The 26,987-nt window shown below is 36.9% G+C and carries 28 protein-coding genes and 2 pseudogenes; 13 read left to right on the forward strand and 17 right to left on the reverse strand.

Annotation, left to right across the window (positions count from 1 at the left end; all coding sequences use genetic code 11):
• Positions 1–27: 27 nt before the first annotated feature.
• The 3 genes from JFV29_RS00310 to JFV29_RS00320 form a co-directional block, all read right to left on the reverse strand.
• Complete coding sequence (locus JFV29_RS00310) at positions 28–1,203, reverse strand: Gfo/Idh/MocA family protein (protein ID WP_201180540.1); 1,176 nt, start codon at positions 1,201–1,203, stop codon at positions 28–30.
• A 242-nt stretch (positions 1,204–1,445) separates the two neighbouring features.
• Complete coding sequence (locus JFV29_RS00315) at positions 1,446–2,387, reverse strand: sugar phosphate isomerase/epimerase family protein (RefSeq protein ID WP_201180542.1); 942 nt, start codon at positions 2,385–2,387, stop codon at positions 1,446–1,448.
• A 392-nt stretch (positions 2,388–2,779) separates the two neighbouring features.
• Entirely contained in the window at positions 2,780–3,682 is a 903-nt protein-coding gene (locus JFV29_RS00320; protein ID WP_242486017.1) for an AraC family transcriptional regulator, read from the reverse strand.
• 277 nt (positions 3,683–3,959) lie between these two features.
• On the opposite strand from JFV29_RS00320, the gene JFV29_RS00325 reads away from it, so the two are divergent.
• From JFV29_RS00325 to JFV29_RS00350, 6 genes are all read left to right on the forward strand, one after another.
• The gene (locus JFV29_RS00325) at positions 3,960–4,307 is read left to right on the forward strand and encodes a hypothetical protein (protein ID WP_207205064.1); all 348 of its coding nucleotides are present in this window, start codon (positions 3,960–3,962) and stop codon (positions 4,305–4,307) included.
• A 121-nt stretch (positions 4,308–4,428) separates the two neighbouring features.
• Positions 4,429–4,734 carry a hypothetical protein gene (locus JFV29_RS00330; protein ID WP_201180549.1) on the forward strand — a complete coding sequence of 102 codons (306 nt, stop codon included), beginning with the start codon at positions 4,429–4,431 and terminating at the stop codon, positions 4,732–4,734.
• Positions 4,735–4,847: 113 nt separating this feature from the next.
• Positions 4,848–5,159, forward strand: a complete 312-nt coding sequence (locus tag JFV29_RS00335) for a hypothetical protein (protein WP_201180551.1) — start codon at positions 4,848–4,850, stop codon at positions 5,157–5,159.
• Positions 5,160–5,163: 4 nt separating this feature from the next.
• The gene (locus JFV29_RS00340) at positions 5,164–5,325 is read left to right on the forward strand and encodes a hypothetical protein (protein ID WP_201180553.1); all 162 of its coding nucleotides are present in this window, start codon (positions 5,164–5,166) and stop codon (positions 5,323–5,325) included.
• Positions 5,326–5,384: 59 nt separating this feature from the next.
• Positions 5,385–5,549: a hypothetical protein gene (locus tag JFV29_RS00345; protein WP_201180554.1), complete on the forward strand. Its 165-nt coding sequence runs from the start codon at positions 5,385–5,387 to the stop codon at positions 5,547–5,549.
• Between the two features lie 426 nt (positions 5,550–5,975).
• Positions 5,976–6,125 (forward strand): hypothetical protein, encoded by a 150-nt coding sequence (locus tag JFV29_RS00350; RefSeq protein ID WP_201180555.1) that lies wholly within the window; start codon positions 5,976–5,978, stop codon positions 6,123–6,125.
• Between the two features lie 244 nt (positions 6,126–6,369).
• Here the strand turns inward: JFV29_RS00350 and JFV29_RS30865 are convergent, their stop codons facing one another.
• Positions 6,370–6,504: a hypothetical protein gene (locus tag JFV29_RS30865; protein ID WP_274606893.1), complete on the reverse strand. Its 135-nt coding sequence runs from the start codon at positions 6,502–6,504 to the stop codon at positions 6,370–6,372.
• Positions 6,505–7,004: 500 nt separating this feature from the next.
• Here JFV29_RS30865 and JFV29_RS00355 point away from each other — a divergent pair, with 500 nt between their 5' ends.
• On the forward strand, positions 7,005–7,322 hold the full coding sequence (locus JFV29_RS00355; protein WP_242485260.1) for a hypothetical protein: 318 nt from the start codon (positions 7,005–7,007) through the stop codon (positions 7,320–7,322).
• Positions 7,323–7,623: 301 nt separating this feature from the next.
• Here the strand turns inward: JFV29_RS00355 and JFV29_RS31305 are convergent, their stop codons facing one another.
• From JFV29_RS31305 to JFV29_RS00370, 3 genes are all read right to left on the reverse strand, one after another.
• Positions 7,624–7,893 (reverse strand): hypothetical protein, encoded by a 270-nt coding sequence (locus tag JFV29_RS31305; RefSeq protein WP_201180557.1) that lies wholly within the window; start codon positions 7,891–7,893, stop codon positions 7,624–7,626.
• Between the two features lie 179 nt (positions 7,894–8,072).
• Positions 8,073–9,851: an acyl-CoA dehydrogenase family protein gene (locus tag JFV29_RS00365; protein ID WP_201180559.1), complete on the reverse strand. Its 1,779-nt coding sequence runs from the start codon at positions 9,849–9,851 to the stop codon at positions 8,073–8,075.
• Between the two features lie 52 nt (positions 9,852–9,903).
• Positions 9,904–11,460, reverse strand: coding sequence for a long-chain-fatty-acid--CoA ligase (locus tag JFV29_RS00370; protein WP_201180561.1), 1,557 nt, complete (start codon positions 11,458–11,460; stop codon positions 9,904–9,906).
• Positions 11,461–11,757: 297 nt separating this feature from the next.
• Here JFV29_RS00370 and JFV29_RS30085 point away from each other — a divergent pair, with 297 nt between their 5' ends.
• The 3 genes from JFV29_RS30085 to JFV29_RS00380 all read left to right on the forward strand — a co-directional run bounded on the left by JFV29_RS30085 (position 11,758) and on the right by JFV29_RS00380 (position 13,423).
• Positions 11,758–12,759 (forward strand): sigma-54 interaction domain-containing protein, encoded by a 1,002-nt coding sequence (locus tag JFV29_RS30085; protein WP_446728207.1) that lies wholly within the window; start codon positions 11,758–11,760, stop codon positions 12,757–12,759.
• A 24-nt stretch (positions 12,760–12,783) separates the two neighbouring features.
• The gene (locus JFV29_RS30090) at positions 12,784–13,155 is read left to right on the forward strand and encodes a helix-turn-helix domain-containing protein (RefSeq protein ID WP_342366464.1); all 372 of its coding nucleotides are present in this window, start codon (positions 12,784–12,786) and stop codon (positions 13,153–13,155) included.
• A gap of 61 nt (positions 13,156–13,216) precedes the next feature.
• Positions 13,217–13,423 carry a YqaE/Pmp3 family membrane protein gene (locus JFV29_RS00380; protein ID WP_201183272.1) on the forward strand — a complete coding sequence of 69 codons (207 nt, stop codon included), beginning with the start codon at positions 13,217–13,219 and terminating at the stop codon, positions 13,421–13,423.
• A gap of 120 nt (positions 13,424–13,543) precedes the next feature.
• On the opposite strand, the gene JFV29_RS00385 is transcribed toward JFV29_RS00380, so the two are convergent.
• Positions 13,544–16,114: a helicase-related protein gene (locus JFV29_RS00385; protein ID WP_201180562.1), complete on the reverse strand. Its 2,571-nt coding sequence runs from the start codon at positions 16,112–16,114 to the stop codon at positions 13,544–13,546.
• A gap of 617 nt (positions 16,115–16,731) precedes the next feature.
• Here JFV29_RS00385 and JFV29_RS00390 point away from each other — a divergent pair.
• The gene (locus JFV29_RS00390) at positions 16,732–17,688 is read left to right on the forward strand and encodes a sensor domain-containing diguanylate cyclase (RefSeq protein ID WP_201180564.1); all 957 of its coding nucleotides are present in this window, start codon (positions 16,732–16,734) and stop codon (positions 17,686–17,688) included.
• A 291-nt stretch (positions 17,689–17,979) separates the two neighbouring features.
• Here the strand turns inward: JFV29_RS00390 and JFV29_RS00395 are convergent, their stop codons facing one another.
• The 4 genes and pseudogenes from JFV29_RS00395 to JFV29_RS31525 form a co-directional block, all read right to left on the reverse strand.
• Complete coding sequence (locus JFV29_RS00395) at positions 17,980–18,159, reverse strand: hypothetical protein (RefSeq protein WP_053346023.1); 180 nt, start codon at positions 18,157–18,159, stop codon at positions 17,980–17,982.
• The gene (locus JFV29_RS00400; RefSeq protein ID WP_201180566.1) at positions 18,160–18,903 is read right to left on the reverse strand and encodes a type II toxin-antitoxin system SpoIISA family toxin; all 744 of its coding nucleotides are present in this window, start codon (positions 18,901–18,903) and stop codon (positions 18,160–18,162) included.
• Between the two features lie 112 nt (positions 18,904–19,015).
• Positions 19,016–19,380 (reverse strand): annotated as a pseudogene (locus JFV29_RS30095) (GntP family permease); the annotation flags it as partial.
• Positions 19,381–19,469: 89 nt separating this feature from the next.
• Positions 19,470–19,772: pseudogene (locus tag JFV29_RS31525) on the reverse strand (nitrilase); the annotation flags it as partial.
• Between the two features lie 790 nt (positions 19,773–20,562).
• Here JFV29_RS31525 and JFV29_RS00410 point away from each other — a divergent pair.
• Positions 20,563–21,789, forward strand: coding sequence for an acyl-CoA dehydrogenase family protein (locus JFV29_RS00410; protein WP_201180570.1), 1,227 nt, complete (start codon positions 20,563–20,565; stop codon positions 21,787–21,789).
• Positions 21,749–22,795 (forward strand): phosphotransferase family protein, encoded by a 1,047-nt coding sequence (locus JFV29_RS00415; RefSeq protein ID WP_201180572.1) that lies wholly within the window; start codon positions 21,749–21,751, stop codon positions 22,793–22,795. Before JFV29_RS00410 ends, JFV29_RS00415 begins: the two co-directional genes overlap by 41 nt.
• Positions 22,796–22,981: 186 nt before the next feature.
• Here JFV29_RS00415 and JFV29_RS00420 read toward each other — a convergent pair whose 3' ends face one another.
• The 5 genes from JFV29_RS00420 to JFV29_RS00440 all read right to left on the reverse strand — a co-directional run bounded on the left by JFV29_RS00420 (position 22,982) and on the right by JFV29_RS00440 (position 26,950).
• Positions 22,982–23,182, reverse strand: a complete 201-nt coding sequence (locus JFV29_RS00420) for a hypothetical protein (protein WP_201180574.1) — start codon at positions 23,180–23,182, stop codon at positions 22,982–22,984.
• A 171-nt stretch (positions 23,183–23,353) separates the two neighbouring features.
• On the reverse strand, positions 23,354–24,535 hold the full coding sequence (locus tag JFV29_RS00425; protein WP_201180576.1) for a M20 family metallopeptidase: 1,182 nt from the start codon (positions 24,533–24,535) through the stop codon (positions 23,354–23,356).
• Positions 24,536–24,687: 152 nt separating this feature from the next.
• Entirely contained in the window at positions 24,688–25,752 is a 1,065-nt protein-coding gene (locus JFV29_RS00430) for an alpha/beta fold hydrolase (RefSeq protein WP_235569436.1), read from the reverse strand.
• Positions 25,753–25,770: 18 nt separating this feature from the next.
• Positions 25,771–26,343, reverse strand: a complete 573-nt coding sequence (locus JFV29_RS00435; RefSeq protein ID WP_053346018.1) for a polyhydroxyalkanoate biosynthesis repressor PhaR — start codon at positions 26,341–26,343, stop codon at positions 25,771–25,773.
• Positions 26,321–26,950, reverse strand: a complete 630-nt coding sequence (locus JFV29_RS00440) for a hypothetical protein (RefSeq protein WP_201180578.1) — start codon at positions 26,948–26,950, stop codon at positions 26,321–26,323. Before JFV29_RS00440 ends, JFV29_RS00435 begins: the two co-directional genes overlap by 23 nt.
• Between the last annotated feature and the right edge of the window lie 37 nt (positions 26,951–26,987).

Genomic DNA, 26,987 nt, shown 5'->3' on the forward strand with positions numbered 1-26,987 from the left:
ATCTGAACGATCATTAAGTCCATCTAATTATTCAAAATTTACCCAAACTGCTCCCTTATCTGCAGACCGCACACAATTTTCAATCCAGCGAACGCCTTCCAGTCCCGCGTCAATATCCGGATATATAAGATTCTTTATAGTTTCCTCGTCACCCTGGTTTTTAGCATCGATAGCGATAGCAAACTTAAGATAAATATTTGCCCAAGAGTCAGATAATCCTTCTACATGTAATGCTCCTAATCGTTCATCAGCATTACAACTATCATCTAAATACGGCATTGCACGAATCAAAGTTTGGATAGGCTCTCCCTGAATTTCATAGGTTAGTTCACCAGGTTTGCTATCCCACCATTCTAAACTGGCCTTAGAGCCTACAATACGAATTCTATGACCATCCATACATCCTGCGTTGATGGAAGATGTCCACATAGTTCCTACAGCTCCATTTTCATAGTGCATAAGTACATGGGCATTGTCTTCCAGCGGAGCACGACTTCCAACAAAGCTCTGACGGTCGCATAACAATTCTTTAATTTTCATATGCGGCATAATTAACTGGGACATATAATAAGTATGAGTGGAAAGATCTCCTAATACAAAACTAGGTCCTGCAATCTTAGGATCAACACGCCATTTTTGTGCAGCACTTGTTTTTTCTTCCTCAGTTGCACTAAAACCGTGGGTATACTGCAAATCTACCACACGTATCTCACCAATTTTACCTTGTTCAATCATTGCACGCATTTGTAGTAACATCTGATTACCAGAGAAACCATAAGTCACGCCAACAATCTTTCCTTTCTCCTCTGCAAGACTCTTAATCTCTCGAACTTCATCAGAGGTAAAAAACAATGGTTTTTCACAAATAACATGCAATTCAGCCTCAAGGGCTGTCTTACAGATTTCATAATGAGTACCATTAGGAGTTGCAATAGATACAACCTCAATACCGTCCTCCCTCTTAGCCTCCTCCACAAACATAGTTTTATAGTCGTTATAGCAACGATCCTCAGAAACACCAATATTGATACCAAAATCCTTTCCTCTGCCGGGATCTATATCAAATGCACCTGCGACTAACTGAAAGGCTGTATTGTCTCTTAGTGCACCGATACGGTGTTTATATCCAACTTGACTAAGCTGACCACCACCCACCATTGACCAGCGTAGTGCTCTTGAAATTTTCTTCTCTCCATTTATCATTGTACAATTCCTCACTTTCAAATAATTTTCTTAAGTTATGTTGTTTACGGACTTTTACTTTTACTAGAAAAGAATGCTTAATAATAAGACGATAATTGTCATTCTCTACAAAAGAAAAAATATAATTATTCAGCCATCCCACATTAACTAAAGTTCTAAGTTAGAACAAAGTCATCAATACCAGCATAATTTATATATTTTAAGTCAAAGAATAGACTACCCTAGCAGAAGCTTTCTCTATACTAAAAGCTAAGGGTTTGTTTTAAAGCATCAATTGAGGTTCTAACTCCTGCTTCTACAGACATAGTAAGATCTTCCATTTCCAGAGAAACTTCTTCATCATATCCCATCATCTTAATCACAGAGAAAAATTCTTTCCACCACTGTAAATCTTGTCCACAGCCTACTGCTACGTAATTCCAAGCTCTATTAGCTACATCAGTAACTTCTTTTGTTTCCATCACACCGTTAATACCTGATAAATGTCTCTCAAGCCGAACATCTTTACCATGAACATGGTGAATAGCTCCTCCTAATTCTCTAGCTGACAAAATTGGATCTGCTCCCATCCATATTAGGTGGCTTGGGTCTAAATTTAGGCCTACAATAGGTCCAACTGCATTACGTAATTTAAATAACGTTTCAGGATTATATACTAATTGGGAGCTGAAATTTTCAAGGGCAATTTTTTCAACATCGCAAGATTCAGCTTTTTCAACTAATTTTCTCCAATAGGGAATTGCTACTTCGTTCCATTGATAGTCTAAAATATCTTTTAGAACTGGAGGCCAACTCACAGTATATGTAATCCAGTTAGGAATCTTGTCTTCAGGACTTCCTGCTGGTAGTCCACTCATCATGATCACTTTTTTTACCCCTAATAATTTTGCTAATTCAAATGTTTTATCTGTAACTTCTCGATGCTCTTTACCTAGTTCCCCTGGGTCTAAAGGATTTCCAGAACAATTTAAAGCACACAGTTTAATATTACGTTTTTCTAACTTATTTAAAAATTCACTTCTTTTAAAATCACTTTCTAATAACTCATCTAATCTCAAATGAGGTGCTGAAGACCATCCTCCAGTGGTCATTTCGATCGTATCAATTCCCATTTCAGCAATAACATCCAACATTTTCTCAATAGGTAAGTGTCCTAAACTATCTGTTACATAAGATAATTTCATGATTGTAGCCTCCTAATAATCCATTTAAAAATAAGTCAGTTAGAATTGTAAAAATAGGACAAAATTAAAAACATCGTTATTCCCTTAAGACTTCTTTTTTTATTGAAAGACTTGTTTCTCAGTGATTAGTTGATTTGTAATTTTAGCCCTTTGTTTTCATCTAAGCCTCCATTTATTGAATACTCTTCATTTGTAAGCGTTTTTATTTTATTGAAAATTCAATAATTAATAACACTTACAATTGTTATTGTAGAACAATGCATCATAATCGTCTTTATATTGTGAGGACTAAATTTTGTCTTATGAAGACATCTTTCTAAGTATCAGTGAATTTTATTTAAAACAAGAAACCCTCTACTTTCAATGCATAGCATGAAGTAAAGGGCAATTGACTAATCTGTATATGTAGTTGTTTTTAATTTTGTGTAGAGAGCTCGGAAACGTCCAGGTGAACAACGTAACGCAGAAGTAAAAACGCGAGTAAAGTAGTGAACAGTTGTAAAACCAGTTTCTTCAGCAATATCTTTGATAGATAAATCAGTTGTTTTGAGTAATATGGCTGCTTTCTGTATTCTCTCGTTTTGAACATAGTCTGAATAACTCACGCCTAATTCCGAACTAAATAATCGTGATAATTGCCGACTGGATATGTGCAAATGAGTAGCTACATTAGTAAGTTTTAAGGGAGTAGATAGATTGTCTTTTATATATAATTTCGCTTGAGTATGGATTATCGAAGACTTTTTATGAACGATCTTGTGATTATTGGGATGTGAGTAAGGAACAAAAGTTTGCAGTAACGAAAGGATAAGGGAGTACGCTAAGTTTGTTAGTATTCCTTCAAAAGAAGTATGTTCAGTCTTTGTCGCTTGGATAAGCAGAGATTTCCAAATTAACGGAGCAATTGTATCTTCTTTTACATCAATAACCACTTCAGAACATTTTTTAGCTTCCTCTATTATCTGCTTCCAATCTTCGCTTGATTCTGATTCTATTAATTCAAACCCAACATATAGAAGAAATAGTCCACTTTCACTTTTTATTTGATGGTGAACGTCTGGCCTGGAAAAAAACATTGTGTTTTCTTTTATCGAATAGGTACAATCTTCATCTATATAGATTCCTCTCCCCTCAACCACATAACACACTTCAAAAAAAGAATGTTTATGCGTTAGGTTATCATAATGTTTAGGCATGACGCCCCAGTAATGAACAAAAAACGCCGCCCCATTTTGTACAATGCGATGAACATGTTCATTCAAAGAGATTTTTCCTGATATCAATATATTTGACAAAAAAACCCTCCTTCTCATAAAGATACAAAACTTTTTTCAATAATAATTAATCAAACTATAATTCAAACATAAAAGTTTGTCTATAAAGAGAAAAGTCATGATTCTGTTCTAGTACGAAGTCATTGACTTTTTAGATTTTGATCATGCTCAACCTTTGGCCTTTACCCTATAAATTTTACAAAGCTTCGCTGCTAATTTCCCCGTAATATTTCCCCCTCTAGTTAGTAGAGAATTTGGGGATGATTTTTTTGCAAATAAGCTCTGTTAAATAATTATGTTGATATTTCATCAAATGAAAAAGGACCATTTTTCGGTCCTTTCGTTTGTTACCATCTTCAAAATCCTGCACCATCATAAGCCTTTCTATCTATGTTTGACAATCACCCAAAAGTATACAGCTAAATATAATATCGTGAAAAATAAGATTAAGATAAGGAGTGATTGTCTTTGTATCGTCAACCATTTTCATCCTATGAACAATGTATGGATTGGTGCGAATCCCATGGAGGATATGGTTATGAATGTGCCGATATATGTCAGCAGCATGCAGGGCCAAGCCCTACTGGTACAATACTTACTCAATGCCAACACACGCACCTATGGCACCTTATGGCTTAAGCCATAAGGTGATGATGTTCAACAAACCAAAAACAAAAGGTCCGCAATAATTAAAGGTCATGACGTTACACGCTTAAAGGATAGGATTGGTGTTTTTAGTGACGATACCAAACAAGAGGAAAAAATCTATGAATCCATTACTATTAAATGAAAAGCTCGATATTACACTGAACGAAAATGAAAAATGGCATCTTTCATTTAAACGTCCAAAACAAACAGAGCTTTACATGATGAAGAAATTCATTAACCGTTACAGAAACGCTCATTACAAAAACCCAGACGAATCACAAACTGAATGCTTTTTGCTGATGAATGACATGCTTGTAGAAAATGGATACAAACCGAAAAAACATGTTTCAACAGTAACAAAATTGTGGGATTTACCATTTGAATCCTATGAATGGCCATATTACGATGAAATGAATTACGGTTGAGGACATTTATGTCTTCGACCTTTTTTTATTTGGATGAAATAAAGACTGCCAGCATAAAAATAGTAAATTAGTATTAAAGCATCAGAATATTTAGTATATTAGGAGGATAAAACATGAAACCAGAAATATTATCAATTGCTATCGAAACATTAGGAGATTTGTTTTTCCGTAAGAATACAAGCACCGATTTCCTAGCCATGAGGACAATGGAGTATTACATCAGCGATTTGGATTTGCTTAGTGATACAACAACTGTAGCTGTGACAATTGAACAACAAGGAGCTTACGCTCTGGTTCCCAAACTACGATTATTCGATAACAAGAGCGCTGATGAAATTGAAGTTACTCTAAGTGGATTGGGATATATGAATGCTGAAATTATTGCGAGTAACATAGCATTTGAAGAGTGGAAAAAAAGGAGGTGAGCATGTGACAAAGTCACGAATCATTTTAACAATTCCAATTTTGCTATATGGAATTTTCATATTTGTTGTCATTCAAAACGATAAGAATATTCCACTTTATTTGCACCTTCTATTGGCAATTTACTTGATGTTGTTTGTACATTATGAAGAAAAAGGCGGAGCTTGAGGAACTACGTATCAAGTACCGCCTGTACGAATATTAGTCATTGGAAAGTAGGAGAAGCCATGGAAAAGCCAAATAGTTTACAAAAAATATATAACCCTAACCGACCGAAGAATAATGAACTTTTTCGAGCGATACAACAGTATCTTCAAATGAAACATCCAGACAAACGAATGACAGCCACAATATATTGTGGCTGTCATTCGTTTGTCTGGAGAGCTGCGTAATGTTGAAAGTCGGATTTTATATAGTTGAAATCCTAAGGTCATTTGAAATGACCTTAGAAAATTACATATGCTACCAATGAAAAATTTTCTAATATTAGCTGGCTACATTTTCACCGTCATGACCATGATATTCGGTTATGGAGTAATGTACTTGAGCGGTGCTTTCTTGGACACAACCCCGCATACGAATCCTAAATCAACTATAAGTTGACCATGGCGCTTCAAAAGTTTGGGAAGGTATGCCAAAAGATGAATATCAAAAAATTAAAATTGCGGAGGAACAAAAATATAACTATGAATGGTATAAACCAATTATAGATGAATATGAATATTAAAAGGACCCCCGCTTAATAAGCGAAGTCCTTTTTTTAAGCATGTAAAACCGTTCCATTTGGTGAAACGAAGTAAATTGAAGGAAGTGATAATATGAGTGCTCAAGATGAATTTAAAAATTTGGATGTTGGCAAATTAAGTAAGCAGGACATACAAATGGCCACTGTTTTAACTTTAGTAAATTTATTGAAAAAAAGGGTATTCTTACAGGTGAAGAGTATACCGAAAAACTCAGAAATATAGTGAACGAAATGAAAATTGAAAAGGATAATGAATAAATGAAAACAGACATCCTTTCGGGGATGTTTTTTTATTTGTTCACTAAACCGCCCTGGTTGATGTGCTTCACTAGATAATGAAAATTGCGTGTAATCGCCGTCTAAGACCCATTCGTCAACAACTTGCATGTGAAGGAATCGGGCGTCCCACAACGGGGCGTCTTTTTTTGTTTTCATTATTGAACTATTAGTTATACCTTAGTGAGTTTCTATTCGTTTTCATAGGAAAGTTCCGTTAATGAATTTCTGTGGCTAGCGAGGATTTTTTCAATCCCTCGGTTTTCTTCATCTCTTGATAGTCGCAAATAAATAGCCACATGCTTTATGTTTTCGTTTGTAATCATTGGTACAACAACACTCCTCGGATTTCATGTGTCAATTATACCTCAGTTGTCCCCGGTTACTTAACTCGTACATTGAGAGAAATCTGAGGATGGATATACGCCAGTTCCCGATTGATGACGGACTGTATCTGCTAAATGTATGTACTTTAAATAATCTCCGTACTTAACAATTTGCGTAAGTGATTCCTCCTCTTTATATGGTGAATATATCAAGGAATAACTTAGAGCTGCCCCACCGTTTTTTACATTTATTTATCCTTTTGAGATATCTTACTTACAATTCTACCTTACTTTTATCACTAATTTACAGGTTGACGGTTATATTTTATATTCTAACGAGGTATATGTTGAAATTAGTAATAAGCATAAATGTTAATATCTTTTCTCTGCAACAAGATTTTTCAAGCTAGGAATAGTAACGGCTATAGAAAATTAATTAGAAATAAATTGAATTCCATTCTTTTAGGAACACTACTATTAAAAACAGGAGGATAATATATATGACACCTCGAAATGTACCGGCAAACAAAGATAATGAAGAGAATGAAAATAAGGTCTCACCATTAGTTAAGGAAAATGAAATAGTTCAACTCAACCGATTGTTAGGTGCCGTCATGAAGTATTTATCCGATGATGAACAAGAAGAAATCGACATTGAATATCTACTAGAAAACACGGAAGGATTACGAGACTGGTGGAATAAATATAGGGAGCTTGATCGAAAAAGGATTGAAGAAGAAATAAAAAAATCTCTAGGTGATCTATCCTTAGAAGAACTTGAAACAATCCGTGAACAAATACGAAATAAAGAAAACTAAGAAAAATCTTTCTGCATATGGATTTCCCCAATTCTGATGCGATTCTTAGTAAAACGCAAAATTCACATTAGCTTATATACTTAGGACCCTTTAGTTTCATCAGACAGTTGAATCGCCCCTAATTTGGGGCAGTATTAATGTTCTTTTATACAAGACTCTAAATTGTGGATTTTTCAGAGGAAGTCTTCATGTTTTTTTATATTTTATAAATCCAATTAATTTTTTTCAAAACACTTTAACTTCTACCATCTTTCATTGATGGTTTCTTCCGAAGATCTAATTGATCAATCACGGAATCTGTTCATACATTCAATGGATTAATTATAGTCTTAGTTGTCAAATGTTCAAACTGCTCTGCTGCCTCAACCATTGATAGTTGGGTCACTGCAAGTATTCTATTTTCATCTTTAATCAAATCGTTTAAGTATTTGTAAATTTCCTGATTATATTTCTCCCTTAATCCATAGCATAAAATCCATTTATTCTTATATAGAATACATAGAAAAAGCCCCGCAATTCGATATTGAATTGATACATTTTGTAGACCCGGCATTGATGCATCGAGTGACATCAGATGATAAATTTAAGGATACATATGCGCAAAAAAGGGTTAAAGAACAAATTGAATGGATTGCCGAATGTAAAGTGGGTGCCATACTATTCTCAAATAGACTTATAGATAATGAAACGAAATCAGTTTAAAAAGATAAAAAAAGACACTAACGCGATAGTTAGTGCTTTTTCTTCAACTTAGACAGTGTATTTTTCTGATTTTACGATACGTTCCGCAATGGATCTTTTTCGTGCTGTTTTATTTATTGGTGAATGTTCGAAAAGGTTTGATAGAATGGCTCTCTGCCTTTCCAAATCTTCTCCAGATTCCATGGTAGTTAATGCTTCTAGAGCCGATGCATGAATTTGTTCAAAAGCTTCATGTACAAATACCTGTGTCATTTCAATCGCATTTAATACTTTGTTTTCTCCGTTTTTGGAAATTGTTTTTTCTGTCCTACCTACTATGCCTTCCATTGCGAAAATTTGAATCAACATATCGGCTAAGTTCGTCATTATTTCCTGCTCTTTTTCAAGTTCCTCTCCATACTTTCCGATTGCCATACCGCCTATAAATAAAAACATTTTTTTAGCTATAGACACTAAATACGATTCTTTAGCTAATGTATTAGTAAACGAACTTTGTGGGATAAAGGTTGCTGCCTCCTTTCTAAATTCTTCCATTCGTTGCACTAATGGAGATGCTTCCTTAGCTGATTTTTTGAATAATGTACTTGGAATGAGCAAACGGTTGATTTCATTCGTCCCTTCAAAAATACGATTGACGCGTGAGTCACGGTACATCCGTTCAATTTTGTATTCCTGGATAAATCCGTATCCTCCATGAATTTGTACACCTTCATCTACAACAAAGTCGAGCACTTCTGAACCAAACACCTTAACTATGGAGCATTCGATGGCATATTCAGCTATGGCCTTTTCTGACTGGCTCGCGATTTCTGGAGAAGAATGATCTATATCCCGCATGGAATCGTCAAACATTCCTGCAATTCTGTATACCATTGTTTCTAGTACATAAATCAGGATATTGATTTCAGCAAGTTTTTTTCCTATCAGTGGATATTTAGCAATTGTAGTGCCAAATTGGGTACGAGCATTCGCATAAGTAGCACTTAATTCAAGCGCTTCTTTTGCATTTCCAAGACAATTGGTGGGAAGCTTATGACGGCCTAAATTCAATATATTAAAGGCAATCAAATGGCCTTTACCGACTTTTCCTAACAAATTCTCGACTGGTATATGCACGTTATCAAAATAAAGCGGGCAGGTGGAAGATGCTTTAAGTCCCATTTTCTTCTCTTCAGGACCAACCGTAAATCCTGGAGTATCTCTTTCCACGATAAACGCACTAAAATGTTTTCCATCTACTTTTGCATAAACGATATAAATATCCGCAAAACCTCCGTTTGTAATAAATACTTTGGATCCATTCAATATGTATTGTTTGCTGTCCCTGCTAAGAACTGCTGTAGTTTTCGCCCCAAGTGCATCAGAACCAGCGGATGGCTCCGTAAGACAGTAAGCACCTACTTTAGTTCCTGTTACGATATCAGGTAAATACTTCTGTCTTTGTTCGAGTGTTCCGAAGTAGACGATTGGAAGAGAACCAATTCCAGTCTGTGTGCCAATCGATAATAGAAATGATGAAGTTTTTGATAATGCTTCTGAAATAAAGGTACTAGAAACCTTATCAAGTTCCAAACCGCCGAATTGCTCGGGAACATCCACCCCCAGTAGACCGATTTCCCCCGCTTTCCCAAGTAATGTTTTAGTAAGCTCATAGTCTAACTTTTCTAGTTTTTCTTCATTAGGAATAATTTCGTTTATGACAAAGTCACGAGTCATCTTAACAAACAATTTCTGTTCTTCTGTTATATCTTCTGGAGTAACGCATGTATCACTTTTTAGGTCTTCCACAATAAAACTGCCGCCGTATATTCCTTTTGTTTTTTGCATTAATATTGCTCCTTCCAAATAAATTAAATTTCAAGAATTATCCATCATTTTTTTATTCCTTTAGGGTTCTTCGTAAAATCTTGCCTACACTGGTTTTCGGAAGCGTTTCACGTATATCCACAACTTTTGGCACTTTGTAGGGCGATAAATATTTTTGGCAATGGATGGTCAATTCATCTTTCGTCAAATATTTGCCTTCCTTCAGCACGATAACCGCTTTAACCGTTTCTCCACGGTAATCATCCTTAATCCCAACTACAACCGCTTCTAAAATCGACGGGTGTTCATAAAGAACTTCCTCCACTTCCCGAGGATAAACATTGTATCCGCTCGCTATTATCAAATCCTTTTTCCGATCTACAATGTAATAAAATCCATCACCGTCCTTCTTGGCTATATCTCCTGTATATAACCAGCCATCCTTTAACGAAGCTTCCGTTTCCTTTGGCATATTCCAATATCCTTTCATAATTTGCGGCCCCCTTATTACCAGCTCTCCTACTACGCCTATGTCGGCTTCATATAATCCTGTAGCAAGGTCAAGGATTTTTGCCTCTGTATATGGTAAAGGTATACCCACGGATCCGTTTTTCCGCTTTATGTAAGAAGGGGTACACAAAACCCCTGGGGCTGCCTCCGATAACCCATATGACTCGGAAATTTCCGCTCCTGTCCTTCGCTCGAATTCATCCATCACTTCACCCGGTAATGGTGATGATCCACTATGGCAAAGTTTAATTGAATTGAGCCCAAACTTTTCAGCCTCCGGATGATTATTAAGGGCTGTATACATAGTAGGAACCCCTGCAAAACGAGTAGGTTTTTCCCATTTAATTGTGTTTAACACCTCTTCTAAATGAAATTTTGGAAGAAGGATTAAACAAGAACCTTGTAATATTCCTAGATTCATGCAAATGGTCATTCCGTACACATGAAATAAGGGAATAACAGTTAGGACCTTTTCCACGCCCGGTATCATTGTCTCCTTCAAGATCATGTTATGCCTTTCAATATTCGCAACTAGATTACGATGAGTAAGCATGACCCCCTTTGAACGGCCTGTCGTGCCACCGGTATATTGGATTACAGCAAGATCTTCTTTCGGATTTAACATAACCGGTTCAAATAGACTGCTTCCTGCTTTAATAATAGATTCATAGCTATGTTTGACTAAATCGCTTGAGGCTGATGGTTTAATGCTAACAGAAATGATATTCTTTATAGTAGTCTCAGCTTGAATTGTCTTAATGATAGGAGTAAGGGAATCCAAGGCGATGATTGTTTCTGCAGCACAATCAGAAACAATATATTGAATCTCCCTTTTCGTAAACATCGGGTTGATTTGAACAACTACTCCCCCAATGGCTAATATCCCAAAATAGGCAACGACATATTGCGGGCAATTGGAAAGAATCAAAGCAATTCTTTCCCCTTTCTTGATGCCCGCTTTCTGTAGGCCAGCAGCAAAAGCATCGACCTGATTTTTCAATTGAGTATAAGTCCATATTTCTCCCTTATAAGATATGGCTTCATTTTTCGACCATTTAGAAACCGATTGTTCAAGCATTTCATATAAAGTAATGTTTGAAATCTCCTCATTTTCTCTCATTATTTCCCCTCCATTTAGTTATTTACATCGAAAAGGTAGCGCTTTCAAATCATGTGAATCAGAAATTATAGCACTCTCTCTTTTCTTTATTACTTAATATGCAATTTCCATACCAGCATCGAAAGTATTATCAAAACTACTAATGGTTTAATACCATGTTCATTTTTGACTATCCACTTTTGACAAGATGATCAATATTGACCATCATCTATCGCTATGCAATAATTTCTATAAAAAGGATGAGGAGGGAATTTTATTTATAAAACTCGGTATTTCGAAACCCAGAATGTTAATGATTTGCTCTCACTGTTATCAAACGTATTAAATACTTCATCTGATGGTCTTTTCGTATGTAATATAGAAGGTTATCCGATTCTCTATAATGAAGCCTTATTAGAAATGACCAATTTGTCTCATTCATTTATAAATTCCTATGTTATTTACGATGCTGTAGAAATGATGGCGGTTCCAAAAACTAGCGCTGCGATTGTCCTTGAAACGAAACAAGCTTGTACGACAATTATTGAATATGAACACGGGAAAAAGTGTATCGTCACAGCCACTCCTTATTTAGATGCAGATAATGAAATATTGTTCGTTGTTTCCAACCTACGGGATATAACAGAAATGAACCGGCTGCAAAAAGAACTGGAAGAAACACAACAAATCAAAGACATGTATCAAAAGAACTTAGAGCGGTTGCGGAATGAAATAGACAATCAACAGCATATTATTTATCAGAGTAAGAACATGATGCAGGTGATGTCGCTTGCAGAAAGGTTTGCTGAGAATGACTTACCGATATTACTGTTAGGAGAATCTGGAGTCGGGAAAGATGTCCTGGCTAATTTCATTCACGAGCAAAGTAAACGAAAAGGTCCATTAATTAAAATTAACTGCGGAGCGATACCTGATCATCTTTTGGAATCAGAATTATTCGGGTATGAGAAAGGTGCTTTCACTGGTGCCAGTCAGGCGAAGAAAGGATTATTTGAAGCTGCACAGGATGGTACCATCTTTTTGGATGAAGTAGGTGATCTCCCCTATTCGCTTCAAGTTAAACTATTAAATGTGGTACAGGATTATAAAATAAGGAGATTGGGTGGAACAGAAATGAAAGAAGTGAATGTCCGTATCATTACTGCCACAAATGCGGATATCGAAGGACTAGTCAAAAAGAAAGCATTCATTTTGGATTTATACTATAGACTGAATGTATTATCTATTCATATACCACCATTAAGGGAAAGAAAAGAGGATATTCCAAGTTTTGTATTTTACTATCTGAGACAATTCTAACAAAAATACCACATAAAAAAGAAAGTGGACAATCAAGTATTACAGCAATTTATGGCATATGGCTGGCCTGGTAATATTCGTGAATTGAAAAACTTGATGGAGCGGCTATATCATTTGAGTGAAGGTACAACGATTACAACTGATTATCTACCTGAAAATTTGCTTAGACACAGATCTCGTTTAGAAAAAAGTGAAGAATGGAGTGAACTCGACCAGCACCGCACATTAAAGGAAGCTGTTACTTCATTTGAACAGGCTTATATTTCACGTGCATTAAGTCGTTCAACTTCATTACAAGAATGTGCAAGTCAATTGGGAATCAGTATATCCTCCCTAGTCCGAAAAAAAGAAGTATTAAATAGTAAAAGCTGCTATATTTTTTTATGGCTAACATAGTGTTTATATAGCGATAATGTTATATTTAGATGAAAATTATTATATTTGGAGAGTGTTTATTATTCTTTATTTAATCGCGATTCTTTTCCCGCCTTTAGCAGTCTTATTAGCAGGCAAACCAATTCAGGCCGTGCTTAATTTGATTCTTACCCTATTTTTCTATGTACCGGGTTTGATTCATGCAATCTTGGTCGTTCATGATAAGAAAGCCGATAAAAGAATGAAGCAGCAGGCCGCCATTATTGCCCAGTCGAAAAGAAATGACTAAGTGTAAAAATAATCATTTTATGACCAACAACCCGAATAACGACGCTTTTTAAAGGCGTATTTATTCGGGTTGATCTGTCTCTAAAATTCACCAGTTGCCAATTTCCTTAAACAAGTTCAGCTATTTGGATCTGTGTGTTCTTCTTTGACCCTTATGATAGCATGCGTCACAAATTTGAAACCGTAAGCTATCCGGCAACTTTTTTCCACATCGCTTGCATTTTTTCTGATAATTAATCATTTCATCTTTTAACTGATCATGAACACCATCACTGATCTCTTCACGGACACGTTCCCAATAAATGGCTTCAGTTCTTCTTCCCATTCGGTATAGAAATAAAAGATGTAGACCTATGGCTTTATAGGAAAGTTCCAATTCCTCTAGATTCCTTGTCTTGATGATTGGATCTGGTAGATTGCTGCTCTCGGCAATGGCTTCGACCGTCTCTAGCCACTGCCGGATAAGTCTAGGTTCTTTAGCTGAAAAGGGTAGATGTAGGAATCCATATAAATCCATTAACGAAAAACGTGCTTCGATTTCAGTATCTCGAATCAACTCGTAAAGCTCGCGTTCTTCTGTGAGGGATGCCTTTTTAGTTCCGTTTGGGGGCTCGAATTTCTCCCACAATTCAAAAAATGTTCCTAGATGCCGATAATACTTCTGAAAACGTTCAAATACTGCAGAAGTAGGAGCTATAGTAAAAGTTTGAACGGGCTCATCTACCTGTTCAAGCAGTTTATTCATTATTTTTATCTCTGCTGTAAAAGCAACCTTTCCGGTGTCGTAAATACCTTTTCTCCCTGCCCGTCCTGCGATTTGTTTAACTTCTTGTGATGTCAGTCTTCTTCTGCGTGTCCCGTCGAATTTTTCATTCTCAAGAAAGACAATGCGACGGATTGGCAAGTTCAATCCCATTCCTATTGCATCTGTGGCAACAACAACAGATGTTTCGCCACGATTAAAAAGCTCAATTTGTCGTTTTCTATTCTCAGGGGGCATGCTCCCATATATCATGCTGACACTATGCCCACTCCCTTGGAGACGGGAGGCAGTTTCTAGAACCTGCCTTCTTGAAAAACAAATAAGCGCATCCCCTTTTTTGGTGTACTTCAATCCAAACTCTCTTGGTTCTATCTCCAAGGGAATGTCCCGTGTGTATTCATGCAGTTCCAAATTTGCTCCATTTAATAAGTTGAGAAGCATCATTTTTATATTCCTGCTCCCAATAATGTGTACTTCGTTAGCATTTGCTTGCGTGATTGCTCGAAACCAAGAAAAGCCACGATCTTTATCTGCAATCATTTGGGCTTCGTCAATGACGATTACCTCATGGTAGTCTTTTTCATGAAACATTTCGACTGTACAAGAGAAATGTTTAGCACCCTCCACTGACTTTTCTTCTTCACCGGTCTTTAATGAGCAAGGCACCCCTTCTGCATTTAGCTTGTCAAAGACTTCTAGTGCTAGAAGTCTTAGCGGGGCAAGATATAAACCACTTTCGGCTGCCTTCATTTTTTTGAGTGCCTGATGTGTCTTCCCAGTATTGGTCTCACCGATATGCAAAACATACCTAACCCTTTTTCCTAATGAAGGAGTATAGGCCTTTCCAAAAATATCTTCAATAATCCTTTCCTCTTCTGCTTGCCTTCTGGCTTGCTCCGCTAATGCTTCAGCTTTTCTTCTTTCCCTGTTCTCCTCATCTTCTTCAAATATTTTCTGGTGCAATGATTCATTAAAAGGAGTCTTCGCAAGTTTCAGTAAATCAGAAAGGTATTCTTCTTGAAGTTCATCAAAACAAGCCTGTGACAAATCAGCCAATTCATCTCGAAGCATTCCTTGAAGGGCTCCCGAAGTCAATTTTTCCCCATATGCTTCCAAAAAATCATGGTGCAGTGTTACAGGTAAATGGTTAATGAACTTTTTGGGGGCGAATCCTAAAATAAACTCTGAAATTAACCTTTCATACCTATAAAAATAATTTTCATATTCGTAATGATTCTTCCCCCAATCAAACAAGGAGTGTATATCACCTGTTAGTTCTTCAAAAAAATCAGTCACCATTAAGTATTCTGTTGATTCAAACAAACCTGCTTCCACCAATTGTTCTTCTAGCATATATGGGGTAACATATTGAAATTTCGGTTTATTTTGCAGATCAGCTACTAATATTTCAGCGATATAATACCTAACATGCAAATATAAAAGAAACGAACTCTCCTCAAAAAAAGTATTAGCTTCGTCTTGAAGCCTTTGACGTACTTTCCACCGCTCATTAGCCAGCCGTTGTTCTTCTTGTCGTTTAAAGAAGTTTTCCCTTGCTTTTTTATATCTCTTTTCCCATTCTTCCTGATTTTCAGAGAAGGTTTTTTTAATCCAGGTTAAAACATCAAAAGGACGATAGCTCTTTAATTCATTGCGGAACAAGCTGTTGATTAGCTTGTGATCTGACCCTTCAGTAACAAAGCCCCTTTCGTTTAAAAATCCCCTTTTTTCTTTTCTAGGCACATCGTTTGAAGCCTTACTCAACCAGACATTAATCCATATCTGCTCTATATAAGACATCCTGTCAGATATGTACGTCGAATAAGAAGGTAATGTCTCTTGATTCTCTAAATAAAAATCCATATCCTGGATGATTTTTTGTTTTGTATTCTCTATTGCAATTGGGTATATATTTTCTAATTTTCCCATAATGATCCCCTTTTGAATTTCCTGTATGTAAGTTGACTCTTTTTCTTATTTATCCTCTCCAAAACAATTTTATAAATTATCTCCACGCATGTTTTATCTGCAAAATTCATAAGGACTTAGTCGTTCGTTAAAGAAACTTACAAACGCAACCTTGCAGATAATATGATAAATCATACCAGGTGTGTTAGGTAAATGGTACTCTTACCATTTCATGTACAGTATAATACATGATAGTTAGATTAGTTACTTATTATAATGGACTTTCATCGAGAAGTGATACAAATCACGTCTTATTGATTTTGCAGAGGAAACGTATGAATGACAATATATTGACTAATGCTTATGTAAAAGGTATATAAGGAAGATTTTAAATGAGGGTAAGGAATTTAATGATTTTTCAATTTATCCGAAATATAATAAGGGTCATGAGTATACTGACAAAACATACTGAACTTAGAAATATAGAGAGTGTTACTTACATAATCGATAACATTATGTGTCCTTATAAATGAATTCAAACTGTCACGGCAATCAATATATTGCTCTTGAGTCTTTCTAGTTGTTTATGAAAAAATCCAGAAAAGCTAAAAAGACTATAGAAAAAGGGGAGCCTGAAAATGATTCAGCATGATATCAATTACTATAAAAATTTCGACTCTATCGCTAAGGAGGTATTAGCATTATTAGCACATACGATAGAGGTCAATACATTCTTCCTTTCTATTCGTACTCCCTTACAAAGTTTTATGATCAAATCTTTTAACCGAAATGCAGAGTTAATATTTGAAGGAGACACCCTTCCTTATAATATGGTTTTTTGCAAATTAGTTGTTGAAAATGATTTGGAACCGCTTGTTATCCCCAACTTAAAGCAACATCCATTGACAAGTGATCATCCTATAACGAAGGTTATTGGAAACGGATGTTTTATGGGCTATCCCCTTACAAATGGGGAGAATATCTTCGGGACACTTTGTGCTTTTGACATTAAACCTTTTGATTTCAAAGAGTATGATGTGATACTCATTAAGTCTTTGGCAACTTTAATCAGTCAATCAATCGTTCTTGAAAATGGGATTATCAGGGACTCATTGACAGGTCTCTATAATCGGAACTTCATTTATAATTATTTCAATTATAATAAGGATAAAATGCACAATGAAATGGCTATACTTTATATTGATTTGGATCATTTTAAATATTTCAATGATTCTTTTGGTCATGATGTTGGAGACTCTGTTATTAAAAGGACGGCTGAATGTCTATTGCAATTTGTACCCGAGGATAGTTATGTGGCACGAATCGGCGGGGATGAATTTATCGTTTTGTTACCTACATCTCAGTGTGAGGATCTCTTAATAAGCACCCAACAAAAGGCTGAATTCATTTTAAAACAATTATCCACCATGCCCATTCACATTAATGGAAATGTTTATTTTGTCTCCGCAAGCATCGGGATAAGTTTTTATCCTGACAACGGTACCGAAATGGAGTCACTATTGAAAAAAGCGGATTGGACAATGTATAAGGCTAAAGAGTCTGGACGAAAGAATATCCGATACTATCAAGAATGATTCCTGCACTTCTAAATAAATACAAAAACCAGTGTTTATTATACACTGGTTTTCCATTATCGTAAAAAGAGCCAACGTTTCGCTTTCAACCTTTGCAGAAGCTTCAGCAAATCAGCATTTTCTTTTTGTATCCGTTTTTCAGATGGTGAAGCGGAGGGGGTCGGGATGTTCACTCTCTCGGGTTTTTTGTTCATATACTGAAAGACCCTTCCTATTCTTTAGTTTTGAATAGTATATGCATATTTCCTCTAAATATCATAAGGGCAGAGGAATTTTCCTCTGCCCTTATTCTTATAGTACGTCTCTTAATCGGCTGAATCGTGCAGTTTTTTCTTTTTGATTCAGGATAATGCGTTCATTCTGTTTCATCACCTTTTTAGTATGAGGGCTTAAGCCTACATCGGGAATCTTGACCTGCGGTTTGATTACAGCAACTGAAATCTCGCTGCCTGCTTTATCATAAATGCTCATTCATCCTTCACCACCTTGCTTTTGTTTTATGACCATATCAAACATCATGATCAATAATGCTATTAATAAACAATCCACTTCTGAAACGAAGCTTTCTGATTTAACATTTAGGATATAGGGTTCCATTAAAATACTTACAGGCTGCAATGCCATTTTTTCTTCATCGTTATAATACGTATCTTCTCTTTCCAATGTAGCACGGATGATACTGCCATTCAAGTTCGGATGCCCATTTAGCACCAATTGCTTGTCCTGTTCCGTTTTAAAAGGGAGAATCTTCACGTTCATTCCCTCTTTAGCGGCATAGGCCTGAAGCAGAATACTCAAGTAAGCTAGGTATTCCTTATTCGTTTGATAATACTCCGGAATTCCCTCTTTTTTCAAAAGGTGAAACATATTTTTTACCTTTTCGCGGTTGTCCGTTAAAAGTTTGTCACTTTCCGCAACAGCTCTTGTGGCATAGGAAAGTTCATTATCGCCGATTTTGGATATATACATACTCAAAAACACAAACATATCCACCAGAACAAACACAATCGCCATAATCAAAAAGTTCTTCCACTCAATGAATATACTTTTCGGATAGAAACTCCAATAAATCAATGCTCCCAAAATAAAAATGACATACCAAGTTTTCCTAATCGCTTCAATCTGCCTACTTACCTTATCTTTAAATTTCCAGGAAAGAACAACATATGCTAATAAAGCTATAAATACAATCCACACAAAGACTCTGAAAAACATTAACACATCGTTTTATCACCCTGCCCCTCATACAGCTGTTACCTTTCTCATCTCTCTCTCTATATATTATTCAGTATATATACATCTTTTCCCTGCATAGGGAGTGTGAAACTTATGTGCCGGTGGAGAGTCTTTCCCTATATAAATAAGACACTAACATATCTCGGTACGATTGACGGTGTGTTAGTCCTGTAATGACAAGTAAAGTAATAACCTCACCATTGTGAGGAAGGAATCCATCCCTCCGGCAGCCATTGAAACTACTAGAAACTACTCGATGTTACTTCAAACGGATACTGGTCTGTATTTTGGATGTACTTATCTGCCATTAACGCATAGAGAAATTCCCATTCCTCCTGATGCAGAACCTGTGATTCCAGCAAGGATAGTAGTAGTTACCTAACCATTTATTAGAGGACGTGTGAAAATACTTGAAATACCATCACGAACGGCTTTTAACTCAGGTAGCGATGTGATTTACTGCACCGAATACTTACATTTAATCTGATCTTAAATTCCGTCTTACCATTTCAATTATTTTCAGAAAATTCATATTTTTATGGTGAAGAACATAGCAAGATAGTATTCATACTGAATTGTTTGTCTCTTTCAATCACGCCGATTACGATATAGCCACTAGCCTTCCATACTGCTTCTCCCAACCTTTCAGTTGTTTTACTTGGAACAGGAACTGAATTTTCCCAATAACAAAGCCAGTTTTTTTCCTTCAGGAGAGCAATTCCCTACTGTTACTCCAAGGCTGAATCCCCTCGGGTAGCTGGGATCAGGAAAAACGACAATGTTAGCCCCTTTTTTCCTGATTCTGGGGTTAATGAAACAGCCTTTCCTGTACTTGCTTCTCGATTCATAATAACAGAAACAGCTTGGACGACAGCTACTTACAAATACGCTTACTATTTATTTTTTTACAGGGTGTCTTTCTAAGAGCTTTTTAAAGCACTGTCCTAGGCATCCTCGATAAAATGGACCGATTCTATTTGGAATCATTGATGAATAATGTAATCACTTTCAAAATCTAATTTAAACTAGAGTTGGTTGGATCCATGGAATATAAATGCATTCACTAATTTACCTACATCCGACTCCCAAGATCGAGCAACGCCCCCGCTACCTTGAATGATGCCGCCCTTGCATTTTGCCAAAAAGCTACTAGGGTGTATTCCTTAAATTAATAATAGATTATTGATATTATTCCATACTTTAGTGTTACCTTCTTGTTACCAGTCTCCAGAACTTCTTTCCCTTACTAGCTGGATGATCGTAATCAGTTGGCTGCTCTTTTAGCTTTTAAGTGATTGAATCTAAAATGAAACCTTTCCGTTTAATGTCCCGTAGTTCCTTACAAATCAATTCTTCTCTATGTCACCCTGTTATTTTTTATATGCCTCCCTCCCATGATTCCATATCCGATCACATTAGCAACATAAATTCATCATAGCTTGATTAAAGATAGTTATATAGTTTCAAAGTTTTCTCATTTTCTAATACATCTCAATCCTATTATTATTTTCAAAAAAACTTTGCACCTCGATTCGAATTGTAATCATGTGTTTTAGAATTAGAACGCACCTAAACGGCCCTTGACCTGGCATTATTCTTGCATGTATTACCAATGAAAAAATTAAAGGAGTGATTTTCTTGTTTAATTTTAACCCTTCTGAAGAACAACAAATCATGATTGAAAAAGCAACTGCATTTATGAACGAGTTCGTTTACCCAAATGAAAAATATATGGTTCCACATCGCGGCCTGCCGGATGATATTTTAAAACCATTACAGGAACGAGTGAAAGAGCTTGGATTATGGGCCGGTCATTTACCAAAAGAAGTTAATGGAATGGGGATGGGCTTCGTTTCCCTCGGTTTACTGTCTGAAGTAATTGGTAGAAGTCCAATTGGTCCATACATTTTCGGCTCTATGGCACCTGATGCTGGAAATGGGGAAATTCTATGGAAGGCAGCCACCCCGAAGCAGAAAGAGAAGTACTTGGTGCCTCTTGCCAACGGTGATATCCGCTCCTGTTTTGCGATGACAGAACCAGAAGTTTCCGGATCGGACCCTACGACACTTCAGGCCCGAGCTGAACTGGAGGGCGATGAATGGGTCATTAATGCCCATAAATGGTTTACAACAGGCGCTATAGGTGCATCGTTTTCCATTGTAATGGCGATGACAGATCCGGAAGCTCCACGTCATCAAAGATTCAGCTTGTTTCTCGTCGATTCTGATAATCCTGGTTTTGAAATCGTTCGTGAAGTACCTATTATCGGCGATCATTATACTGGTGGCCATTGTGAAGTGCGGTATACGAACTGCCGCATTCCTAAAGAAAACCTTCTTGGACAGCGTGGTGAAGGGTTTAGGCTTGCCCAACTAAGGCTTGGACCAGGAAGAATCACCCATGCAATGCGCTGGATTGGCGTTTCGAAACGAAGCTTCGATTTAATGCTTGACTACGCTTCTCGACGTGTGACACGTGGAAAAACACTAACCGAGTTCCAATCGATCCAAAACTTCATTGCTGATTCATCTGCTGATATTGAAGCTGCTCGTCTAATGACGCTCCATGCTGCCTGGAAATTGGACAATGGTGATCAAGCTCGTAAGGAAATCTCAAGAATCAAATATTTTGGAGCAAAAGTGCTGCATGATGTCATCGACCGAGCCATTCAAGTGCATGGCGCTCTCGGAATTACAGGGGATACGCCACTTGAAGGCTTTTACCGTGAAGCACGGACTGCCAGAATCTATGACGGTCCGGATGAAGTCCATCGCAGCGTAGTAGCCAAGCTGGAACTCAAGGAGTTCATGGGGGGGGAATCCAATGTCCAAAAACCAGTCCAAAACACAAGCCAGTCAAATTGATTGGAACGTAATCGAAAACTACATCCGCTCACATATTCCTTTTTTACCGAATGATTCACTGCAGGCTAAAGCTTTCTCTGCAGGTTACTCGAATATTACGTACCAAATCAATATCGGAAAGTGGGAGGGTGTTTTCCGTCGTCAACCATTCGGAGACCTCCCGCCAAATGCACATGACATGAAGCGAGAGTTTACGATTTTGGGCAAGCTTAATCCCGTTTTTCCTTTGGCACCAAAACCGTTTTTATATTGTGATGACCCAGCCATTACGGATAAGCAATTTTATATAATGGAAAAGAAGGTAGGGCTTGTCCTTGATGATTCCCTTCCCCCTGAGTTGGATGGAAATCAAGCATATGCTAAGGCAGTCTCGGAAACGGTTGTCGATACACTTACACGTTTACACAGCATTGATTATCAAGCAGCCGGGCTCAATATGATCGGCAAACCGAATGGATATCTCGAACGTCAAGTCAAAGGCTGGATTAAACGCTACGAACGGTCGAAAACAGATGAATTAGACGGGGTAGGTGAAACCGAGCAGTGGCTGCTCGGCAAGCTTCCCTCCTCGTCACTTTCCAGTATTGTGCATAATGACTTCAAATTGAATAATATGATGTTCTCCTACAATAGCCCTGAAGCCGTGGCTGTTTTTGACTGGGAAATGAGCACAATCGGTGATCCATTAACGGATCTCGCCATCAGCTTGGCTTATTGGACCGAGCCAGGTGAAACCGAAACAGGACTCACCTCCGTTACTAGCAAGCCAGGATTCCTAACACGTAGGGAATTTGCCAACCTTTATGCATTAAAAAGTGGCAACAGTCTCAGTGATATTGACTATTATCTAACCTTTGCCTTCTATAAGATAGCCGTTGTCCTTCAGCAGCTTTATTATCGTTGGAAAAATGGGGATAGTCAGGACAGCCGGTTTGAACATTTACACATTGGAATCAAAAATTTAATGCATCAAGCAAATCGAGCAAAAAACCGTGAATTGTTATAAGTAACAATTGGAAGTGTCTACCCACACCTTGGGTTAAAAATTTAGATAAATGTTTAAAAGTACAAATTCCCACTTAACAGCGACTGGCGGATGTCAGTAAGCTGGATTAGTCTTCTACCTCAACGATTAGCATATGCCCTCGAGCCGATGGTGTCTGGTGCTAGACACCAAGACATTTCATATTATTTACATTTCCATAAAATACAAAAACAGCCCAAGACCAAGACAGAAAAACTTCACGATCATTTCTGTTCCAGATGGTTGTGGAGTTTTTCTTCTATGGGTGGTTTCATAGTATTCAGAGATCTGTTTCCGAATAAATGGATTCAAGTGATATCTTGACCAATTTCCCATGAATTCTGTTGAAGAAATTCCCTTGATCTTCATGTTCGATTCCTTCTGCGATATGACGAAAAGCAATCTAGAAAAATAATATTGCCAACAACATGGTAAAACAGTAAAGGTGAAATCTGTTGGACTTCACCTTTACTGTTCTTCTATAATAATCCGAAAAGAAAAACCATTGACTAGACTAATATTGTGTTTCTATAATCCATACTATTCCCCATCTAAATAATCAATGGCAAGTGCAATAAAATAACGGATAGATTCTATGAACTTATCAATTTCTACATATTCATCCGGCTGGTGAGCAAGTCGTGGGTTTCCGGGACCAATTATAATAGTTGGAATTCGTAAATGCGGCCAATACACTGAAGCGTCAGTATAATAATTAACACCTGAGGGCCTTAGGTCTAAATTAAGGTGATTCTTCCCTGTTTGAACAGCAAGTTTTACAAAGTCATCAAATTCATTTGTGGACACGGAATCCATTCGGTTAATAACCTTTATTTGATATGTTGACTGTAACTTCTCTGAAATCTCTTTGATCATATTCTCAATATCATGTAAAATGCTGTCATTATCCTGTCCAGGGACAGTTCGTATATCTAGAGTCAAATTACACTGATCAGGCACAACATTTGTTTTTACTCCACCTTCAATTGTTCCAATATTAATCGTTGGGTAGCCTAATAGTGGATGTGGAGAGTATTCAAATCCATAGGTATGGAGACGATTCATTAATTCGTTCATCGCTGTAATGGCATTTATCCCTTGGTCAGGCATTGATCCATGGGCCGTTTTTCCGTAGGTGATAATTTCCAGCCACAGACATCCTTTATGAGATGTATACAGTTCGTTTTCACTAGGTTCCGATACAACTAACGCAGTAGCTTTATCTATTTGTCCCTTTTCTACGACTTTTTTTGCACCGTATCCATCAACCTCTTCTCCTGCAGTGCCGACAAACTGCAACTTCCCATTTAATTGAACACCAGCCCGTTCGATACATTCTAAAGCGAGGACCATTGCAGCTACACCGCTTTTCATATCGGTTGCCCCTCGACCAAATACTTTATTATCTATTAATTTTCCGGAAAACGGGTCGTGTTCCCATTCTACTTTACCCGTAGGGACCGTATCAAAATGCCCACTATACACTAAATATCTATCATCTGATTTCACATTCGGGTATGTTACAAATAGATTTGCACGATCGTTACCGAGATCATCCAATTCGACTTGAAGGTTTGATGATTTTAAATAAGATTGAATAACCTCAGCAACCCTTTTTTCATTTCCTTGTGGATTCACGCTGTTCACTTGAATAAGTGATTGTAGAAATCGAACAGATCTTGATTCATCAATAAGTTCAAAAATAGAATGTAAATCAGTCATCCAATCCCACCTTTTTTAGAATGATGCTTCTTTAGGTTTTTTAGCTTGAAATTTTATTCACAAATACCAAAAATCAACTTGTCTCCATGTATATTGGGAGACAAGTGAATAATTGGAACTAGGTTTCTATCACTAATTTTTATTGGATATACTCAATGATTTGAACGATCACATAACCAACTATTTAATATGCCTGCAAGTTTCCCGGTTAATGCCAAGGAAGCATGGCCGGCTTCCACAAGTTGATGGGTTTTATCTTCACTTGAAACCAAATCCATCAATGGAAGGCTTTGTCCTTGAGGTATAAGGTTATCATTTTTTGAGATAACAACTAATAGGTTTGACTTAATTTTACCCAAATCGACTTTATTACCACGAATAGTGAACTCGCCCTTAACGAGTTTATTTTCTTTCATGAGGTCATTACTTATTTGTCGGAAAGCTTCTCCAGTTAAAGGTACATGGCCTTTTGTCCATTGGTTCATACGCCGCCACTTTTCCACAAAACGCTTATCATTAGCACGGGTCAAAAGTGTAACATAAGGACTGTAGTAGATTGGAGAAGTTATGGACCTAAACATTGCTTCAATATAGACAGGAGGAATTAATCCGTAAACATCAATGAAGCGGTCTATATTAAAAGCACCTTCTTTTAGTCCCTCCGCCCATTTCTCAGGCATGGCAGGCACACTATAATCAATTGGTACTGCCGCACATACCAGGTTCTTAATTGGCTCATCCGCAATTGCGGCATACATGGCTGCAAGTGTCCCTCCCAGGCAATACCCGACTACAGACACTTCATCTGCACCCGAATGCCTTAATGCTCGCCCTACACCTTTTTTAATATAGTCAACAACATAATCACCCAAAGTAATGTCTTTATCTTCGTATCCCGCAATCCCCCAGTCTAATAAATACACATCATAGCCACTGTTTACAAGGCCTCCTATTACACTGGTACCAGGTGCAAAATCTAGGATAGTAGGGCGGTTGATTAGCGAGTAAACAATAAAGACAGGAACATCATATTTTTTTTCAACGGTAGGATAATGCCATAAAGTCGCCTTATTTTTTTTCCAAATAGCATGTCTTGGAGTGTGACCTTCACTTAGTTCAGGTCCACTGATGGCATTTGAAAATTCGTTCCAACGCGTCATCTCTTTTTCAAAATCGAAAGAGGGAATTGTATTATTATTTAGAGTTTCAGTAGCCAAATTTATTCCTCCTTATTATCATTTAGATGTAACAGCTAGGTTTTGTTCTTGTTTTGCTTTTGTATCAATGTTTTTGCCCATTAGCTCTTTAAGAATCAGAATCTCCTCTTTTAAGCTATGGATTTCTGCCAATTCACTTTTCACTTCTTGGAGATTTGATTTCAACTGTTTTACCTCTTCTAACTCTTTTTTGGATATCGTTTGCTCTTTTTTTAGCTGTTTTACTAGCTTAATAATGTCACGGGAAACTTCAGTAATGCTTTCCATTTCCTTATTGGAGGAATCAACAGAATCTTGTAATTTCCATAACTGTTCTTCCAGCGAGTCCAATTTTTCTTCCGTTTGGATAGCTAATTTCGCTACGTTAGACAAATCTGCTTTAGTAGGTACGTTCCATTGATTGGCGAAAAACTCCTGGTTCTTTTTAAAAAACTCCAGATAACGTGCTTGGGTATCCGAAGTTAATCTTGAATAGCTTACAAATTCCGGATTATTTGACGATCCTTTGATGAAATCATTTGCTTGTTTTTCCCATTGGTCACTAAATTTTTTAAACATATCATAAGGATCAAATGTTTTTTGATCTACCATTTTCTGAAGAACCCCCTGTATTTTGATTTGATTTAATTGATTCGTTTAATCCCTCCATATATGTATGAAAAGGAAAAAACACATTTTTCATTTGGTTATTCATTATTTTCAAGAAATCACGTTGTTTATTCTGGATAATGGAAGCAGTTTGTTTCATATTGTCCACATACAGATTGCGGTTATTTTGTCTAAATTCAACATGCTCTTTCAATACGGACATAAAGTTGTCAACATGTTCGCCATTTAGCAGATTAGCCCCTGATGTTAACTTTGTTGTATTGTTTTGAACATCATCTAATTGTTTGTTAATTTCCTCATAGGACTTTACTGGGAAAAAATATTGCAGGACAGTCGTTGCGTTGAGAAGTTCCTCTCTAGAGATTTTTTCCCAATGATGCAGCTCTTTAGAAAATTGTTCACTGAGTTCTTTACTATTTTTATGATTCCTTTTAACATTTTCTGCAAATTGGAGAGCAGATTGAAGTAGTACTTCCTCACGAAATTCTGTCCTTTCAACCCAAGCATCTAATTGTTCAAACGCTTGATTCCATAAAAGGTCTAAACTTGAACTTGAAGTGTTTTTTTCGATTTGGTGTATTTTTGCCATTATATTTTCCCTCCACGCTTTACGATCGAAGTCATTA

It is taken from the genome of Peribacillus sp. TH16 (genome assembly GCF_016651095.1).
In the GTDB taxonomy this organism is placed as follows: Bacteria; Bacillota; Bacilli; order Bacillales; family DSM-1321; genus Peribacillus; species Peribacillus butanolivorans.

Excerpts from the sequence above, each read along its gene's own strand:
- JFV29_RS00315 (WP_201180542.1), bottom strand. The coding sequence starts at position 2,387 with ATGAAATTATCTTATGTAACAGATAGTTTAGGACACTTACCTATTGAG.
- JFV29_RS00390 (WP_201180564.1), top strand. The coding sequence starts at position 16,732 with ATGATTCAGCATGATATCAATTACTATAAAAATTTCGACTCTATCGCT.
- JFV29_RS00355 (WP_242485260.1), top strand. The coding sequence starts at position 7,005 with ATGACACCTCGAAATGTACCGGCAAACAAAGATAATGAAGAGAATGAA.
- JFV29_RS00330 (WP_201180549.1), top strand. The coding sequence starts at position 4,429 with ATGAATCCATTACTATTAAATGAAAAGCTCGATATTACACTGAACGAA.
- JFV29_RS30865 (WP_274606893.1), bottom strand. The coding sequence starts at position 6,504 with ATGATTACAAACGAAAACATAAAGCATGTGGCTATTTATTTGCGACTA.
- JFV29_RS00425 (WP_201180576.1), bottom strand. The coding sequence starts at position 24,535 with ATGACTGATTTACATTCTATTTTTGAACTTATTGATGAATCAAGATCT.
- JFV29_RS00400 (WP_201180566.1), bottom strand. The coding sequence starts at position 18,903 with ATGTTTTTCAGAGTCTTTGTGTGGATTGTATTTATAGCTTTATTAGCA.
- JFV29_RS00395 (WP_053346023.1), bottom strand. The coding sequence starts at position 18,159 with ATGAGCATTTATGATAAAGCAGGCAGCGAGATTTCAGTTGCTGTAATC.
- JFV29_RS00365 (WP_201180559.1), bottom strand. The coding sequence starts at position 9,851 with ATGCAAAAAACAAAAGGAATATACGGCGGCAGTTTTATTGTGGAAGAC.
- JFV29_RS31305 (WP_201180557.1), bottom strand. The coding sequence starts at position 7,893 with ATGTCACTCGATGCATCAATGCCGGGTCTACAAAATGTATCAATTCAA.
- JFV29_RS00440 (WP_201180578.1), bottom strand. The coding sequence starts at position 26,950 with ATGGCAAAAATACACCAAATCGAAAAAAACACTTCAAGTTCAAGTTTA.
- JFV29_RS00370 (WP_201180561.1), bottom strand. The coding sequence starts at position 11,460 with ATGAGAGAAAATGAGGAGATTTCAAACATTACTTTATATGAAATGCTT.
- JFV29_RS00350 (WP_201180555.1), top strand. The coding sequence starts at position 5,976 with ATGAGTGCTCAAGATGAATTTAAAAATTTGGATGTTGGCAAATTAAGT.
- JFV29_RS00345 (WP_201180554.1), top strand. The coding sequence starts at position 5,385 with ATGGAAAAGCCAAATAGTTTACAAAAAATATATAACCCTAACCGACCG.
- JFV29_RS00435 (WP_053346018.1), bottom strand. The coding sequence starts at position 26,343 with ATGGTAGATCAAAAAACATTTGATCCTTATGATATGTTTAAAAAATTT.
- JFV29_RS00310 (WP_201180540.1), bottom strand. The coding sequence starts at position 1,203 with ATGATAAATGGAGAGAAGAAAATTTCAAGAGCACTACGCTGGTCAATG.
- JFV29_RS00415 (WP_201180572.1), top strand. The coding sequence starts at position 21,749 with ATGTCCAAAAACCAGTCCAAAACACAAGCCAGTCAAATTGATTGGAAC.
- JFV29_RS00385 (WP_201180562.1), bottom strand. The coding sequence starts at position 16,114 with ATGGGAAAATTAGAAAATATATACCCAATTGCAATAGAGAATACAAAA.
- JFV29_RS00335 (WP_201180551.1), top strand. The coding sequence starts at position 4,848 with ATGAAACCAGAAATATTATCAATTGCTATCGAAACATTAGGAGATTTG.
- JFV29_RS00420 (WP_201180574.1), bottom strand. The coding sequence starts at position 23,182 with ATGAAGATCAAGGGAATTTCTTCAACAGAATTCATGGGAAATTGGTCA.